The 14,559-nt window shown below is 37.3% G+C and carries 31 protein-coding genes; all 31 read left to right on the top strand.

What is annotated here, in order from left to right; genetic code table 11:
* The coding region (locus tag QE109_RS16590; protein ID WP_459251426.1) for an EF-Tu C-terminal domain-related protein at nucleotides 1-81 on the top strand (81 nt) is incomplete at its 5' end.
* Between the two features lie 266 nt (nucleotides 82-347).
* Nucleotides 348-659: a 30S ribosomal protein S10 gene (gene rpsJ, locus QE109_RS16595; protein ID WP_281095677.1), complete on the top strand. Its 312-nt coding sequence runs from the start codon at nucleotides 348-350 to the stop codon at nucleotides 657-659.
* Between the two features lie 103 nt (nucleotides 660-762).
* Nucleotides 763-1,395: a 50S ribosomal protein L3 gene (rplC, locus tag QE109_RS16600; RefSeq protein WP_281095678.1), complete on the top strand. Its 633-nt coding sequence runs from the start codon at nucleotides 763-765 to the stop codon at nucleotides 1,393-1,395.
* Between the two features lie 24 nt (nucleotides 1,396-1,419).
* Complete coding sequence (gene rplD, locus QE109_RS16605) at nucleotides 1,420-2,046, top strand: 50S ribosomal protein L4 (RefSeq protein ID WP_281095679.1); 627 nt, start codon at nucleotides 1,420-1,422, stop codon at nucleotides 2,044-2,046.
* The gene (gene rplW, locus QE109_RS16610; RefSeq protein WP_281095680.1) at nucleotides 2,046-2,336 is read left to right on the top strand and encodes a 50S ribosomal protein L23; all 291 of its coding nucleotides are present in this window, start codon (nucleotides 2,046-2,048) and stop codon (nucleotides 2,334-2,336) included. Before rplD ends, rplW begins: the two co-directional genes overlap by 1 nt.
* A 29-nt stretch (nucleotides 2,337-2,365) precedes the next feature.
* A complete protein-coding gene (gene rplB, locus QE109_RS16615) occupies nucleotides 2,366-3,196 on the top strand; it encodes a 50S ribosomal protein L2 (RefSeq protein WP_281095681.1) in 831 nt (276 codons plus the stop codon).
* Between the two features lie 29 nt (nucleotides 3,197-3,225).
* Nucleotides 3,226-3,498: a 30S ribosomal protein S19 gene (gene rpsS, locus QE109_RS16620; protein ID WP_281095682.1), complete on the top strand. Its 273-nt coding sequence runs from the start codon at nucleotides 3,226-3,228 to the stop codon at nucleotides 3,496-3,498.
* Nucleotides 3,499-3,527: 29 nt separating this feature from the next.
* Nucleotides 3,528-3,863, top strand: a complete 336-nt coding sequence (rplV, locus tag QE109_RS16625; RefSeq protein WP_281095683.1) for a 50S ribosomal protein L22 — start codon at nucleotides 3,528-3,530, stop codon at nucleotides 3,861-3,863.
* A gap of 16 nt (nucleotides 3,864-3,879) precedes the next feature.
* A complete protein-coding gene (rpsC, locus tag QE109_RS16630) occupies nucleotides 3,880-4,641 on the top strand; it encodes a 30S ribosomal protein S3 (protein WP_281095684.1) in 762 nt (253 codons plus the stop codon).
* Between the two features lie 30 nt (nucleotides 4,642-4,671).
* Nucleotides 4,672-5,103: a 50S ribosomal protein L16 gene (rplP, locus tag QE109_RS16635; RefSeq protein WP_281095685.1), complete on the top strand. Its 432-nt coding sequence runs from the start codon at nucleotides 4,672-4,674 to the stop codon at nucleotides 5,101-5,103.
* A 2-nt stretch (nucleotides 5,104-5,105) separates the two neighbouring features.
* Entirely contained in the window at nucleotides 5,106-5,300 is a 195-nt protein-coding gene (rpmC, locus tag QE109_RS16640; protein ID WP_281095686.1) for a 50S ribosomal protein L29, read from the top strand.
* Nucleotides 5,301-5,317: 17 nt separating this feature from the next.
* A complete protein-coding gene (gene rpsQ / locus QE109_RS16645) occupies nucleotides 5,318-5,572 on the top strand; it encodes a 30S ribosomal protein S17 (protein ID WP_281095687.1) in 255 nt (84 codons plus the stop codon).
* Between the two features lie 23 nt (nucleotides 5,573-5,595).
* A complete protein-coding gene (rplN, locus tag QE109_RS16650; protein ID WP_281095688.1) occupies nucleotides 5,596-5,964 on the top strand; it encodes a 50S ribosomal protein L14 in 369 nt (122 codons plus the stop codon).
* Between the two features lie 17 nt (nucleotides 5,965-5,981).
* Nucleotides 5,982-6,293: a 50S ribosomal protein L24 gene (gene rplX, locus QE109_RS16655; protein WP_281095689.1), complete on the top strand. Its 312-nt coding sequence runs from the start codon at nucleotides 5,982-5,984 to the stop codon at nucleotides 6,291-6,293.
* Nucleotides 6,294-6,319: 26 nt separating this feature from the next.
* Complete coding sequence (rplE, locus tag QE109_RS16660; protein ID WP_281095690.1) at nucleotides 6,320-6,859, top strand: 50S ribosomal protein L5; 540 nt, start codon at nucleotides 6,320-6,322, stop codon at nucleotides 6,857-6,859.
* A gap of 13 nt (nucleotides 6,860-6,872) precedes the next feature.
* Entirely contained in the window at nucleotides 6,873-7,058 is a 186-nt protein-coding gene (locus QE109_RS16665; protein WP_281095691.1) for a type Z 30S ribosomal protein S14, read from the top strand.
* A 24-nt stretch (nucleotides 7,059-7,082) separates the two neighbouring features.
* The gene (rpsH, locus tag QE109_RS16670; RefSeq protein ID WP_281095692.1) at nucleotides 7,083-7,481 is read left to right on the top strand and encodes a 30S ribosomal protein S8; all 399 of its coding nucleotides are present in this window, start codon (nucleotides 7,083-7,085) and stop codon (nucleotides 7,479-7,481) included.
* Nucleotides 7,482-7,506: 25 nt separating this feature from the next.
* On the top strand, nucleotides 7,507-8,052 hold the full coding sequence (gene rplF / locus QE109_RS16675) for a 50S ribosomal protein L6 (protein ID WP_281095693.1): 546 nt from the start codon (nucleotides 7,507-7,509) through the stop codon (nucleotides 8,050-8,052).
* Nucleotides 8,053-8,069: 17 nt separating this feature from the next.
* Nucleotides 8,070-8,438 carry a 50S ribosomal protein L18 gene (gene rplR / locus QE109_RS16680; RefSeq protein ID WP_281095694.1) on the top strand — a complete coding sequence of 123 codons (369 nt, stop codon included), beginning with the start codon at nucleotides 8,070-8,072 and terminating at the stop codon, nucleotides 8,436-8,438.
* A gap of 16 nt (nucleotides 8,439-8,454) precedes the next feature.
* Complete coding sequence (rpsE, locus tag QE109_RS16685) at nucleotides 8,455-8,961, top strand: 30S ribosomal protein S5 (RefSeq protein WP_281095695.1); 507 nt, start codon at nucleotides 8,455-8,457, stop codon at nucleotides 8,959-8,961.
* A 12-nt stretch (nucleotides 8,962-8,973) separates the two neighbouring features.
* A complete protein-coding gene (gene rpmD, locus QE109_RS16690; RefSeq protein WP_281095696.1) occupies nucleotides 8,974-9,150 on the top strand; it encodes a 50S ribosomal protein L30 in 177 nt (58 codons plus the stop codon).
* A 22-nt stretch (nucleotides 9,151-9,172) separates the two neighbouring features.
* A complete protein-coding gene (rplO, locus tag QE109_RS16695; protein ID WP_281095697.1) occupies nucleotides 9,173-9,613 on the top strand; it encodes a 50S ribosomal protein L15 in 441 nt (146 codons plus the stop codon).
* 3 nt (nucleotides 9,614-9,616) lie between these two features.
* Complete coding sequence (gene secY, locus QE109_RS16700; RefSeq protein WP_342637171.1) at nucleotides 9,617-10,879, top strand: preprotein translocase subunit SecY; 1,263 nt, start codon at nucleotides 9,617-9,619, stop codon at nucleotides 10,877-10,879.
* Nucleotides 10,880-10,889: 10 nt separating this feature from the next.
* Nucleotides 10,890-11,534: an adenylate kinase gene (locus tag QE109_RS16705; RefSeq protein ID WP_281095699.1), complete on the top strand. Its 645-nt coding sequence runs from the start codon at nucleotides 10,890-10,892 to the stop codon at nucleotides 11,532-11,534.
* Nucleotides 11,535-11,537: 3 nt separating this feature from the next.
* Complete coding sequence (gene map, locus QE109_RS16710) at nucleotides 11,538-12,311, top strand: type I methionyl aminopeptidase (RefSeq protein ID WP_281095700.1); 774 nt, start codon at nucleotides 11,538-11,540, stop codon at nucleotides 12,309-12,311.
* Nucleotides 12,311-12,628: a KOW domain-containing RNA-binding protein gene (locus QE109_RS16715; protein WP_281095701.1), complete on the top strand. Its 318-nt coding sequence runs from the start codon at nucleotides 12,311-12,313 to the stop codon at nucleotides 12,626-12,628. Before map ends, QE109_RS16715 begins: the two co-directional genes overlap by 1 nt.
* Complete coding sequence (gene infA / locus QE109_RS16720) at nucleotides 12,615-12,836, top strand: translation initiation factor IF-1 (protein WP_281095702.1); 222 nt, start codon at nucleotides 12,615-12,617, stop codon at nucleotides 12,834-12,836. Before QE109_RS16715 ends, infA begins: the two co-directional genes overlap by 14 nt.
* 12 nt (nucleotides 12,837-12,848) lie before the next feature.
* On the top strand, nucleotides 12,849-12,962 hold the full coding sequence (gene rpmJ, locus QE109_RS16725) for a 50S ribosomal protein L36 (RefSeq protein WP_281095703.1): 114 nt from the start codon (nucleotides 12,849-12,851) through the stop codon (nucleotides 12,960-12,962).
* A gap of 111 nt (nucleotides 12,963-13,073) precedes the next feature.
* Nucleotides 13,074-13,445 carry a 30S ribosomal protein S13 gene (rpsM, locus tag QE109_RS16730; protein WP_281095704.1) on the top strand — a complete coding sequence of 124 codons (372 nt, stop codon included), beginning with the start codon at nucleotides 13,074-13,076 and terminating at the stop codon, nucleotides 13,443-13,445.
* A 21-nt stretch (nucleotides 13,446-13,466) separates the two neighbouring features.
* Nucleotides 13,467-13,865, top strand: coding sequence for a 30S ribosomal protein S11 (rpsK, locus tag QE109_RS16735; RefSeq protein ID WP_281095705.1), 399 nt, complete (start codon nucleotides 13,467-13,469; stop codon nucleotides 13,863-13,865).
* Nucleotides 13,866-13,892: 27 nt separating this feature from the next.
* Complete coding sequence (gene rpsD / locus QE109_RS16740; RefSeq protein WP_281095706.1) at nucleotides 13,893-14,513, top strand: 30S ribosomal protein S4; 621 nt, start codon at nucleotides 13,893-13,895, stop codon at nucleotides 14,511-14,513.
* Nucleotides 14,514-14,559 lie beyond the last annotated feature (46 nt).

Genomic DNA, 14,559 nt, shown 5'->3' on the forward strand with positions numbered 1-14,559 from the left:
GTAGAAGAGGGTTTAAGATTCTCTATCCGTGAAGGCGGTAGAACAGTTGGCGCTGGTTCTGTTATCAAAATTACTGAATAATAAGTGTTTCTAAAAAGAAATATTTAAACTATCAAATAACCCCTTGATTTAATCAAGGGGTTATTATATAATACTATGGTGCACTAATGCGATGACGCGAAAAGTTACTTAGCTGTGAGAGAATTTTCGTTGAGAATTGTTCATACTTGATATGAGCGACGAGTTATTTTTTATGCTCACCAAATCGTGAAACACCCGGCGTAGTGGACAATAGAACTCGGTTGCATGATCACGGTAACATGCGATAAAAAAAAGGAGGCTTAGCAATGGCTAACAAGCAAAAAATCAGAATCAGATTAAAGTCATTTGATCACAAAATTTTGGACAACACTGCACTTAAAATTGTAGAAGTTGCAAAAATGACTGGCGCGGATGTGGCTGGACCAATTCCGTTACCAACGAAGAAAGAAATTGTAACAATCTTAAGAGCTGTTCATAAGTACAAAGATTCTAGAGAGCAATTTGAAATCAGAACTCACAAGAGATTGATTGACATTTTGAATCCAGGTCAAAAAACGGTTGACGCGTTAATGAAACTTGAGTTACCAGCAGGTGTTGACGTAGAAATCAAGCTTTAAACATTATTTTGGACTAAGATTTCGGTTTAAATAGATAAACCTGATTTTTTAGGATGATTACATTAAGTAATCCGCTGTAAGAATATTAGGAGGTGCGAAACGCATGGTAGGAATTATCGGTAAAAAAATCGGTATGACCCAAGTATTCAACGAAGAAGGCATCGTAACAGCTGTAACAGTAGTTGAAGTAACTCCAATGGTAGTTGCTCAAATCAAAACTGAAAAAACAGACGGTTACAACGCAATTCAAGTTGCATCTGGTGACGTGAAAGACAAACACGTAAACAAACCAATGAAAGGCCACTTTAACAAAGCTGGAATACCTTTCAAAAAATTATTAAAAGAGTTCAGAGTTGATAATCCATCTGAATTCCAAGTTGGACAAGCGATTACAGCTGACATCTTTACAGATGGTCAAAAGATCGATGTAACTGGTACTTCTAAAGGTAAAGGTACTACTGGTCCAATAAGAAGATACAACCAATCAAGAGGACCTGAAACTCACGGTTCTAAATACCACAGAGGTGGTGGATCGATTGGAGCAGCTTCTTACCCAGCAAGAGTTTTCAAAGGCATGCCAATGGCAGGTAGAATGGGTAATGAGCAAGTTACTGTACTCAATCTTGAAGTTGTTAAAGTCGACGCTGAAAGAAACCTTTTATTAATTAAGGGTGCAGTGCCAGGACCTAAAAAAGGTCGTATCACAATAAGAAAAGCTATTAAAGCAGTTAAGTAATAGCTGATGAAAGGAGGAAGCACAGTGCCTAAGTTAGACGTATTAAATGTTTCGGGACAAAAAGTTAGTGAAATCGAATTAAACGAAAGCGTTTTCGGTATAGAGCCAAATATCCCTGTTATGCATGAAGTAGTAAAGAACTACTTAGCAAACCAAAGACAAGGAACACAATCTGCTAAAACAAGAGCAGAAGTAAGCGGTGGCGGAAGAAAGCCGTTTAGACAAAAAGGAACTGGTAATGCAAGACAAGGTTCCATTACTGCACCAAACCATATTGGTGGTGGTGTCGTATTTGCTCCAAAACCAAGAAGCTACAGATATACTTTACCTAAAAAGGTAAGAAGATTAGCACTTAAGTCTGCTTTTAGTGCAAAAGTAATGGAAAATGAAATGATCGTACTTGAGGCGTTATCATTAACAGCTCCTAAGACTAAAGAGATGATCTCAATTCTCGACAATATCAAAATAGCGGGTAAGAAAGTTCTTATCGTTACAGAAGGCGTTGAGAAAAATGTTGTAAGTGCTACTAGCAATCTTACTGGTGTTAAGACTACATTCGTTGGAGAAATCAACGTATATGACATCTTAAACCACGATTTCTTCGTAGTCACTAAAGGTGCAGTAGAGAAATTTGAGGAGGTGTACGCATAATGAGAACCTCTTATGATGTAATAATTAAACCTATCGTAACAGAAAATTCGATGCTTCAAACTTCAGATCGTAAATATACTTTTGAAGTATTGAAAAATGCGAATAAAACTGAAATCAGAAAAGCTGTTGAAGAAGTTTTCGGTGTTAAAGTTGAAAAAGTTAACACTTTAAATGTAAAAGGCAAGCTTAAAAGACAAGGTAGAACTCAAGGCTACACAAGAAGCTGGAAGAAAGCGATTGTAAAATTAACTGCTGACAGTAAAACAATCGAGTTCTTTGAAGGCATGTAATCATTAAAGACTCGAAGGAGGTATAAACAATGGGTATCAAAAAATTTAAACCGACTTCACCTGCTAGAAGACAGATGACTATGTCTACTTTCGAAGAAATCACAAAAAAACAACCAGAGAAAGCTTTAGTTGTTGCTTTGAAAAAACATTCAGGTAGAAACAATCAAGGAAAGATCACTGTTCGTCATAGAGGTGGCGGTACCACTGTAAAATATAGAATTATCGATTTCAAAAGATTAAAAGATAACGTACCTGCTAAAGTTTCAGCAGTTGAATACGATCCAAACAGAAGCGCTAACATTGCACTTTTAGTTTATGCTGATGGAGCGAAAAGCTATATTCTTCATCCAAATGGCTTAAAAGTAGGCGATACAGTTATTTCTGGTGAACATCAAGATATCAAAACTGGTAATGCGATGCCGCTTATGAATATGCCAGTTGGTACGATTATTCACAATATCGAAATGAAACCAGGTAAAGGTGGTCAGTTAGTAAGATCTGCTGGTAACTCAGCTCAACTTATGGCTAAAGAAGGCAAATACGCACTTCTTAGATTACCATCTGGCGAAACTAGATACGTTAGAAAAGAATGTAGAGCTACAATTGGTCAAGTGGGTAATATCGATCACGAGAATATCTCAATCGGTAAAGCTGGTAGAACTAGACATATGGGTATTAGACCAACTGTCAGAGGTTCTGTAATGAACCCTAACGATCACCCTCACGGTGGTGGTGAAGGTAGATCACCAATTGGTAGACCAAATCCGGTTACACCTTGGGGTAAACCAGCACTTGGCTACAAAACAAGAAAGAAAAGCAATCCTAACGATAAATATATCGTATCTCGTAGAAAGAAATAATTTCGTAAACTGAAAGGAGGACACATAGAATGAGTAGATCTCTTAAAAAAGGTCCTTTTGTCCATAAAGGTCTGTTGAGAAAAATCGAAGAGATGAATGCAGCTGGCGAAAAGAAAGTTCTTAAAGCTTGGTCAAGATCATCTACAATTTTCCCACAAATGGTTGGTCACACAATCGCAGTACACGATGGCAAAAAACACGTTCCTGTATATGTAACTGAAGATATGATTGGACACAAACTCGGTGAGTTTGCTCCAACTAGAACGTTCAGAGGACATGCAGGCGATAAGAAAAGTAAATAAGTTCAATAATCCGAAAGGAGGTACTATTAATGCAAGCTAAAGCGGAAGCTAAGCATATGAGAATTTCTCCTCGTAAAATGAGAGCAATTGCTGATTTAGTAAGAGGAAAAAATATCAAAGATGCAAGAGCAATATTAAAGTTTACACCTAGAAAAGGTGCAGAAATATTTTTGAAGGTTTTGAACTCAGCGGTGGCAAATGCTGAGAACAATCATCACATGGACGTAGATGCTTTATTTGTTAAAGATATCTATGCAAACCAAGGACCTACTCTTAAGAGATGGAACGCAGGTTCAATGGGTAGAGCAAATCCGGTGTTGAGAAGAAGCAGTCACGTTGGCGTTATTGTCGCTGAAAAAGAGTAGAAGGAGGGTATACTGAATGGGTCAAAAAGTTAGCCCACACGGACTCCGAGTTGGAGTCATCAAAGATTGGGACTCAAAGTGGTATGCAAATAAAAAGAACTTCGCAGATTTATTAATTGAAGATTATGGAATTCGTAAATATGTTAAGAAGAGACTTTTTACTGCTGGTATTTCTAGAATTTATATTGATAGAACAGCAAATGATAAAGTGCATATAAATATCTTTACTGCTAAGCCAGGAATGGTAGTAGGTAAAGGCGGAGAAAATATTAAAGTATTAAGAGAAGAACTTGAAAAAATGACTAAAAAGTCAATTCAACTTGATATTTCTGAAGTTGATAACGTTGATATTGATGCACAATTAGTTGCAGAAAACGTTGCTTTCTCACTTGAAAAAAGGGTTTCTTTTAGAAGAGCGATGAAGCAAGTTATCGGAAGAGCGCTTAAGTCAGGTGCTGAAGGTGTTAAAGTTCAAACGTCTGGTCGTTTAGGCGGCGCTGAGATGGCAAGAACTGAAGGTTATTCTGAAGGAAATGTGCCGTTATCTACTTTAAGAGCTGATATCGACTATGGTTTTGCAGAAGCTGACACAACTTATGGCAAAATTGGCGTTAAAGTTTGGATCAATAAAGGCGAAGTACTTCCAAGTGTTAGTGAAGAAACTAGACTTAAAAGAAAAGAAGCTAGAAAAGCGACTGATAGGCGTCCTCAAAGATCTAGAAATGCTAACGCTGGTCCTAACAGAGGCCCAAGAAAGCCAAGAAACAACAACAATTAATTCAAGTTTTGTGAAAGGAGGCTATTAACCATGTTGATGCCTAAAAGAGTAAAACGCCGTAGAGTTCACAGAGGTAGAATGTCTGGTACTGCTCAAAAGGGAAACACAGTATCATACGGAGATTACGGTTTAGTAGCTATGGAGCCAGTTTGGCTTACAGCGAATCAAATAGAAGCAGCCAGAATTGCAATCAATAGAAGAATCAAAAGAGGCGGTAAGGTTTGGATCAAGGTATTCCCTCACAAACCTGTAACGCAAAAGCCTGCTGAAACTCGTATGGGTGCTGGTAAAGGTTCTCCAGAATACTGGGTTGCTGTCGTTAAACCAGGTAGAGTATTGTTTGAGCTTTCTGGTGTAGATGAAGAACTAGCAAGAGAAGCAATGAGACTTGCTGCTAACAAATTACCTATTAAATGTAAATTTGTTAAGAAGGACGACGCTATCGAAAAGGGTGGTGAATAAAGTTGAAAGCAAATAAAATTAAAGAAATGACTCCACAAGAGTTAAATGAAAAAATGGTTGAGTTGAAAAACGAGCTTTTCAACTTGAGATTCCAATTAGCTACAGGGCAATTAGATAATCCAATGAAAATTAAAGCCATTAAAAAAGATATTGCTCGTGTTAACACGATCTTGAGACAAAAAGAGATCCAAGCATAAGCAAAGGAGGTTACGCTGTGGAAAGAGGCAGTAGAAAAGTTAGAGTTGGTTTCGTTACTAGCGATAAGATGGATAAAACGATCGTTGTTACTGTAGAAGATTTCATCCGTCACCCACTCTACGGAAAAAGAGTAAAAAGAACAAAAAAATTCAAGGCACATGATGAAGAAAACACATGTGGCATTGGTGATAAAGTAAGAATTATGGAAACTAGACCACTTAGCAAAGACAAAAGATGGAGACTAGTTGAAATCGTGGAAAAAGCTAAGTAGTTTAGCGAGAGGAGGAAATAAGCATGATCCAAAACGAGACTCGTTTAAAAGTTGCTGATAACTCTGGTGCGAAAGAAATACTTTGTATCCGCGTACTAGGTGGTTCAAAGAGAAAATTTGGTAATATCGGAGATGTTATAGTAGCGACCGTTAAAAATGCAACACCTGGCGGAGTTGTCAAGAAAGGCGATGTCGTAAAGGCAGTTGTCGTAAGAAGTGTATTTGGGATTAGAAGACCAGATGGTAGCTATGTCAAATTTGATGAAAATGCTGCTGTAATCATAAAAGAAGATTTATCTCCAATAGGAACTCGTATCTTCGGGCCAGTTGCTAGAGAGTTAAGAGATAAAAAGTTTATGAAAATCGTTTCTCTAGCTCCAGAAGTTCTTTAAACTTAGGAGGTGTAGTAATGCATATTAAAAAAGGCGATACTGTTATCGTTATTGCGGGAAAAGATAAAGGCAAAAAGGGTAAAGTATTAAGCGTAAACCCAAAAACTGATAGAATTATCATTGAAAATGTAAACATGGTAACTAAGCATCAAAAACCATCTATGAAAGTTCAACAAGGTGGTATAGTTCATAAAGAATCTGCTATCCATGTATCAAATGTTCTTTTATTCGATGCGAAAGCTAAAGCGGGTACTAGAGTAAAATTCAAAGATTTAGAAAACGGAAAAAAAGTCAGAGTATCAGTTAAAACTGGTGAAGTACTAGACTAATTCCAGTAAGAAAGGAGGTTTGACTCATGGCAAGATTTAAAGATAAATATCAAAATGATGTTGCTAAAGCATTAATGGAAAAATTTAATTATAACAACGTTATGGAGATCCCTAAGATTGAAAAAGTCGTAATTAATATGGGTCTTGGTGACGGTAAAGATAATCCTAAGATAATCAAAATTGCTGTAGATGAACTTGCTACAATTGCAGGTCAAGCACCAGTAATTACAAAAGCAAAAAAATCTGTAGCAAACTTTAAGGTAAGAGAAGGCATGAGTGTTGGTGCTAAAGTTACTCTTAGAGGCGAAAGAATGTATGAATTTATCGATAGATTTATTTCTATTGCGTTACCTAGAGTAAGAGACTTTAGAGGCGTCAATGCGAATTCTTTTGATGGTAGAGGAAATTACACTTTAGGTATTAAAGAACAGCTAATTTTCCCTGAAATCAATATTGATAAAGTTGAAACTGTACGAGGTATGGATATTACTTTCGTAACAACAGCAAAAACTGACGAAGAGGCAAGAGAATTATTAAAATTAATGGGAATGCCATTCACGAAGTAAGGAGGGATTTACATTGGCTAAAACCAGTCTTAAGGTAAAACAAGCAAGACCACAAAAATACTCAACTCAAGAATATTCTAGATGTAGAATCTGTGGAAGACCGCATGCTTATTTAAGAAAATATGGAATCTGCCGTATTTGTTTTAGAGAATTGGCATACAAAGGACAAATTCCAGGTGTTAAAAAAGCAAGCTGGTAAGAAATCGGAAGGAGGTAATTACTCATGGCAATGACAGATCCAATTGCTGATCTACTAACGCGTGTACGTAATGCGAATATGGTAAAACATACATCAGTAGATGTACCGGCATCAAATGTAAAAAATAAGATTGTTGAAATCCTCTTAGAGGAAGGATACATTAAAGGCTTTGACATCATTGAAGATGGTAAACAAGGGCTTATAAGAATAGAAATGAAATATGGTGAGAACAAAGAAAGAGTTATCACTGGCTTAAAGCGTATCTCTAAACCAGGTTTAAGAGTTTATGCTAAGAAAACTGATATCCCTAGAGTTCTAGGTGGCTTAGGTTTGGCAATTATTTCTACTTCTAACGGAATTATTTCTGATAGAGAAGCTAGAAAACTTGGCGTTGGTGGCGAAGTAATTTGCTACGTATGGTAATAAAGAATAACTAGGAGGTGTGACAATGTCAAGAGTAGGTAAATTGCCTATTACAATACCTCAAGGGGTCGAGATTAAAGTTTCTGCTGCTAATTTAGTAACAGTTAAAGGACCTCTAGGAGAATTGTCAGAGCAAATAGACAAAGACATTAACATTCACATTGATGGCGACACGTTAACAGTAACGCGTCCATCTGATAATAAAAAGCACAGAGCTTTACACGGATTAACTAGAGCACTTGTGAATAACATGGTAGTTGGTGTTACACAAGGCTTTGAAAGAAAACTATTAATCGTTGGCGTTGGTTACAAAGCTGCGAAAAATGGTAATAAACTTGACTTATCTTTAGGTCATTCTCATCCAGTGTCTATGGAAGATCCAGATGGTATCACAACTATTTGTAATACACCAACAGAAATCGTTGTAAAAGGTATTAACAAACAAAAAGTTGGTAACTATGCTTCTAAGATCAGAGAGTGGAGAAAACCTGAACCTTACAAAGGTAAAGGCGTTCGTTACTCTGATGAAACTGTCATCAGAAAAGAAGGTAAGACAGGTAAGAAAAAATAAGAAAGGAGTAGCATAAAATGGCTTCTAATAAAAGTAGAAATACAAACAGAAAAGCACGTCATGCAAGAGTGCGTAAGAAAATTGTTGGAACGGCTGTTAAACCGAGACTTAATGTTTACAGATCAAACCAAAATATTTATGCACAAATCATTGATGATGTAACTGGAAACACTTTAATTGCTGCTTCTAGCCTCGAAACTTCTGTAAAAGATAAAGTTTCAAATGCAGGAAATAAAGAAGCTGCTAAATTAGTAGGTGAACTTGTTGCTAAGAAAGCTCTTGAAAAAGGCATCGAAGATGTTGTTTTTGATAGAGGTGGCTATCTTTACCACGGTAGAGTGAAAGAACTCGCTGAGGGCGCTAGAGAAGCAGGATTAAAATTCTAGATAGGGAGGTATATTGATGAACCGTCAATTGATTGATGCGAGTAAGTTAGACCTCAAAGAACAGGTTATTAATATAAATCGTGTTACTAAGGTTGTTAAAGGTGGTAGAAACTTTAGATTCAGCGCACTTGTTGTTGTTGGAGATGAAAATGGCCACGTTGGCATTGGTACAGGTAAAGCTAAAGAGGTTCCTGAAGCTATCTCTAAAGCTGTAGAAGATGCTAAAAAACGATTGATTTATGTTCCAAGAGTAGGAACAACTGTACCACACAACATCGAAGGTCATTTCGGTGCAGGCAGCGTAAGAATTATGACTGCTAAAGAAGGTACTGGTGTTATCGCTGGTGGTCCTGTTCGTGCGGTACTTGAACTTGCAGGTATAAAGGATGTAAGAGCTAAGTCTCTAGGAAGTAACAATCCTAGAAACATGGTAAATGCAACGATCGATGGCCTTACTAATCTTAAGACAGCTGAAAGTGTAGCTAAATTAAGAGGTAAGACTGTAGAACAAATTCTAGGTTAGGGGGTATGAACCTTGGCTACTATAAAAGTAAAATTGGTCAAAAGTACAATCGGTGCGCTTCCAAAGCATAAATTAACTGTTGAAGCTTTAGGCCTTAAAAAGATCGGTCAAGTGGTAGAAAAGCAAGACAATGCTCAAATGAGAGGCATGGTCAACAAAGTAAATCACTTAGTTAAAATTGTAGAGTAATAATCATAAAGGAGGTGCGACCATGAGACTTCATGATTTGAAACCAGCAGAAGGTTCTACTAAATCTAAAAAAAGAGTTGGTAGAGGTACAGGTTCTGGATTAGGAACGACTGCGGGACGCGGTAATAATGGTCAAAACTCACGCTCAGGCGGAGGGGTAAGACCGGGATTTGAAGGTGGTCAAATGCCATTATTCAGAAGAATTCCGAAACGTGGATTCCACAACAAATTTAAAAAACAATGGACTGTTGTCAACGTAGAAATCTTAAATGAGTTCGAAGAAGGCACGGAAATTACACCAGAAGTTTTATTACAAACAGGTGTTGTAAATAAACTTGGTTATGGACTTAAGATCTTAGGCGATGGAGAATTGAATAAAAAGTTAACCGTTAAGGCTAATAAATTCACTCAGTCAGCGATTACCAAGATTGAAGCTGCTGGAGGAAAGGCAGAGGTGATTTAATTGTTGTCTACACTTAGAAACGCTTGGAAAATTCCTGATCTAAGAAGAAGAATCCTCTTTACACTATTGATGATTACAATTTTTAGATTAGGATCGGCAGTACCAGTACCAGGAATAGATAGTGGTGCTCTAGCAGCAGCATTCTCAAACTCAGAAGACGGTCTGCTAGGCCTCTTCAATCTTATGAGTGGTGGTAACTTTAAAACGTTTACCATATTTGCACTTGGGATTAGCCCGTATATTACAGCTTCTATCGTACTTAATCTTTTACAAATTGCATTTCCAGCTTTGGAAGCACTTGCAAAAGAAGGTGAGACGGGTAGAAAGAAAATTGCACAATATACCAGATATTTAACAGTCGTGCTAGCATTGATTCAAGGAATCGGTTTTAGCTTAGGTTATTTCCAAAGATTCTTTATCACTCCAGGGGCATGGTCAACATTCATTGCTGTATTAACACTCACAGCTGGAACGGCGTTTTTAATGTACTTAGGTGAAAAAATCACTGACAAAGGTATTGGTAATGGTATTTCATTATTTATCTTTGCCGGGATTATCGGAAAACTACCTTCAGGAATTTTACAAATGTACACTAACCTTACTTTAGGTCAAATGAATATTATTCAGGCTCTGTTCTTTGCAGTGTTTGCAGTAGTAATCATTATGGGAATTATCTTTATCCAACAAGGTCAAAGAAAAATTCCAGTACAATATGCTAAAAGAGTTGTTGGTAGAAAAATGTACGGTGGTCAAACAACGCATATTCCGCTTAAAGTTAATCAAGCGGGAGTTATTCCAGTAATTTTCGCAATATCAATCCTAATGTTTCCTGCGACAATTGGAGCCTTCTTCCCAGGAAGTGGATTCTCAGCTTTCGTTAGTAAATGGTTAGGAACAACATCAATTATGTACAATATGCTTTATGCATTGTTGATTATATTCTTCACTTACTTCTATACGAACATCACTTTCAACCCTGTTGAAGTTGCTGATCGTTTGAAGACAAACGGTGGGTTTATCCCTGGTATTAGACCAGGTAGACCAACTGCAGAACACCTTAGCAAATCTTTAAACAAGATTACTATTGTAGGCGCGTTTTTCTTAGCATTTATTGCTATATTACCAAACTTCCTTGGTGCAGTTACAAATACTCAACTAAGCTTTGGCGGTACATCAATTCTAATCGTTGTTTCAGTTTCACTTGAAACGATGAAACAGGTTGAAGCACAAATGCTTATGAGACATTACGAAGGATTTTTGAACTAGGAGGCCATTAGTGAGATTAATATTACTTGGCCCTCCAGGTGCAGGAAAAGGAACGCAAGCAGAATTCATCGTCGATCAATACCAGATTCCACACATTTCTACAGGGGATATTTTTAGAAAAAATATAAAAGAAGGTACTGAGCTTGGGCTTAGAGCCAAATCCTTTATAGATCAGGGTGCTCTTGTACCAGATTCTCTAGTAGTTGAAATTGTTGAGGCGCGTCTAAAGGAAGCAGATTGTAATGATGGTTTCCTCTTAGACGGATTTCCTAGAACAGTTTTTCAAGCTGAGGAACTAGACAAAGTTCTTGAAAAAATGGGTGTCGATTTAACAGCGGTACTGAATATTAAGGTTGATCCTGAACTACTCGTATCACGTGCTGTTGGTCGTAGAATTTGTAGAAGTTGTGGCGCAACTTACCACATTCACAATAACCCTTCAAAACAACAAGGTGTATGTGACAAATGTGGTGGTGAGCTTTATCAGCGAAGTGACGATATTGAAGAAACCGTTGCAAATCGTATCAATGTCTACATGAATGAAACATCACCTTTAATTCATTACTATGAGGTTAGAGGCAAACTTGTGAACATAGATGGTGAGCAAGATATAAAAGTTGTCTCTTCGGATATTGTAAATGCACTAAGGGGCTAAGACATGATCGTTATTAAAACGAGTAAAGAAATTGAACTAATGCAAGAATCTGGACGTATTGTTGCATTAGCTCATGAAGAAATAAAAAAAGCAATCAAGCCTGGAATTACTACAGGCGAGCTTGATGCCATCGCTGAAGCTGTTATTTTGGCTAATGGAGCCACACCTTCCTTTAAAGGATATCATGGTTATCCAGCATCCATTTGCGCTTCAGTGAATGATCAGGTCATTCACGGCATTCCTGGAGAAGTTATTCTTAAGGAAGGCGACATCATCAGTATTGACATAGGCGCTTTTAAAAACGGTTATCATGGTGATGCTGCTAGAACACATCCTGTTGGCAAAGTGAGTGATGCGGCTTTAGAACTGATTAAAGTTACTGAAGAGAGTTTCTTTGAAGGATTGAAGTATTGTAAAGTCGGGTATAGATTGTCTGACGTCTCGCACGCCATTCAACAATATGCAGAGGAAAGAGGCTTCAGTGTCGTTAGAGATTTCGTAGGACACGGTATCGGAAGGCAAATGCATGAAGATCCACCTATTCCAAACTATGGTGCTCCAGGTAGAGGACCTAGACTTGAAAAAGGTATGGCACTCGCCATTGAACCTATGATTAACTCGGGTGATTTTAAAGTAAGAGTTTTGGATGATGAATGGACAGTTGTAACAAAGGACAAATCTTTGTCTGCACATTACGAAAATACAATCATTATAACCGACGGTGAACCAGAACTCACTACAGTAGTTAATTCCTGTTCAGATAGCGAGGTGAAGTGATGTTAACTTCATCACGTGAGCTAGAAATCGGTCAATTTGTCAAATCAAAAGCTGGACGAGATAAAGACAGTGTTTTAATTGTTATCGGCATCTTTGACGATCAACATGTCATGGTGGTTGATGGCGATTTGAGAAAACTTAACAATCCAAAGAAAAAAAAGGTGAAGCATCTTATAAAATGTGGTGGTGTTGATGAAGAACTTCAAATGAAGTTTGAAACACATGCATATATAAATGATGCAGAGCTAAGGAAAAAAGTTTCAAACATAGTTGGTTTAGTCCGAGTAAGGAGGGATAGTTCTAATGGCAAAAAGTGATAATATTGAAGTAGAAGGCGTAGTAGTTGAAGCATTGCCAAATGCAATGTTTAAAGTGAAATTAGAAAATGGACATATAGTGTTGGCTCATATCTCTGGTAAACTTAGAATGAATTTTATAAGAATATTACCTGGAGATAAGGTAACATTAGATTTATCGCCTTATGATCTTACTCGTGGTAGGATTGTATGGCGTGGAAAGTCATAAGGAGGGATAACAATGAAAGTTAGACCATCAGTAAAACCAATGTGCGAGAAATGTAAAATCATCAAACGTAAAGGTAAAGTAATGGTGATCTGCATTAATCCAAAGCACAAGCAGACGCAAGGTTAATCTGGCGCGATAAAGCAAGCAAATATAAAGCGCGGCTGAAAAACTTTATATTTGAAATAAATTATTACCGACAATATAACATTAGTTTATACACATAGGAGGTGTAATTCAATGGCAAGAATTGCAGGTGTTGACTTGCCTAGAGAGAAGAGAGCTGTTATCGGCTTAACTTACATCTATGGTATTGGAAAACCTACTTCTCAAGACTTGTTAGCAAAAGCAGGTATCAGTGAAGATACAAGAATCAAAGATCTCACTGAAGAAGAAGTAAGTAAATTAAGACAATTCATTGAAGAAGACGTACTTGTTGAGGGTGACCTTAGACGAGAAATTGCAATGAACATTAAAAGATTAAAAGAAATAGGCTGTTACCGAGGCATCAGACATAGAAAAGGACTCCCTTGTAGAGGTCAAAAAACTAAGACAAATGCAAGAACTAGAAAAGGTCCTAAGAAAACTGTTAGCCGTAAGAAGAAAAAATAGGTGACAAAGGAGGCGTAAAACATGGCTGCTGCTAAAAAAGCACGTAAAGTGAGAAAAAAGCGTGAACGTAAAAACGTTGAACGTGGCCAAGCTCATATTCAAGCGACATTTAACAATACAATTGTAACTTTAACGGATAATGACGGCAATGCAATAGCATGGTCTAGCGCAGGTAGCTTAGGTTTTAAAGGATCTAGAAAATCTACTCCTTATGCCGCTCAAATGGCTGCTGAAGCTGCATCGAAATCAGGTATGGAGCATGGTTTGAAATCCGTATCGGTTTTTGTTAAAGGACCTGGATCAGGCAGAGAGGCTGCTATTAGAGCACTTCAAGCTACAGGACTTGAGATTACATCTATTGCTGATGTAACTCCAATTCCACACAATGGTTGTAGACCACCAAAAAGAAGAAGAGTGTAGTTTATATAGTATTAGGAGGTGTTTTAATTGGCAAGATATACAGGACCATCTTGTAGAATTTGTCGTAGAGAAGGCCAAAAGCTTTATCTAAAGGGTGACAGATGTTACAGCGACAAATGCGCATTAAATAGAAGACAAACTGCTCCTGGTCAGCATGGTGCTAAAAAAAGCAAATTGTCTGGCTACGGAACGCAATTAAGAGAAAAACAAAAAGTTAAAAGATACTATGGTATCTTAGAGACTCAATTCAGATCGACATATGATCGTGCTGAAAAAATGAAAGGTATCACTGGTGAAAACTTACTTCAATTACTTGAATTGAGATTTGACAACGTTGTTTACAGACTTGGCTTTGCAAACTCTAGAAAAGAAGCTAGACAATTTGTTACTCATGGTCATTTCATTTTAAATGGTCGCAAGGCAGATATTCCATCAATGACTCTTTCAGTAGGTGACGTAATTCAGCTTAAAGACGGTAGCAAATCTTCAGATAAATTCAAAGTTTTAGCTGAAGCTGCAAGAACTGTACCAAGCTGGTTAGAAGTAAACCATGAGAAGATGGAAGGGAAACTTACAGCTTTACCTGTAAGAGATAATATCGATTTACCAATCGAAGAACACTTAATCGTTGAGTTGTACTCTAGATAGGTATTGTATTATTACCCTCAAAGTTTGTTTTGTGATTCTTGAGAAG

Source organism: Fusibacter bizertensis (assembly GCF_029914245.1).
Lineage (GTDB): Bacteria > Bacillota > Clostridia > Peptostreptococcales > Acidaminobacteraceae > Fusibacter_C > Fusibacter_C bizertensis.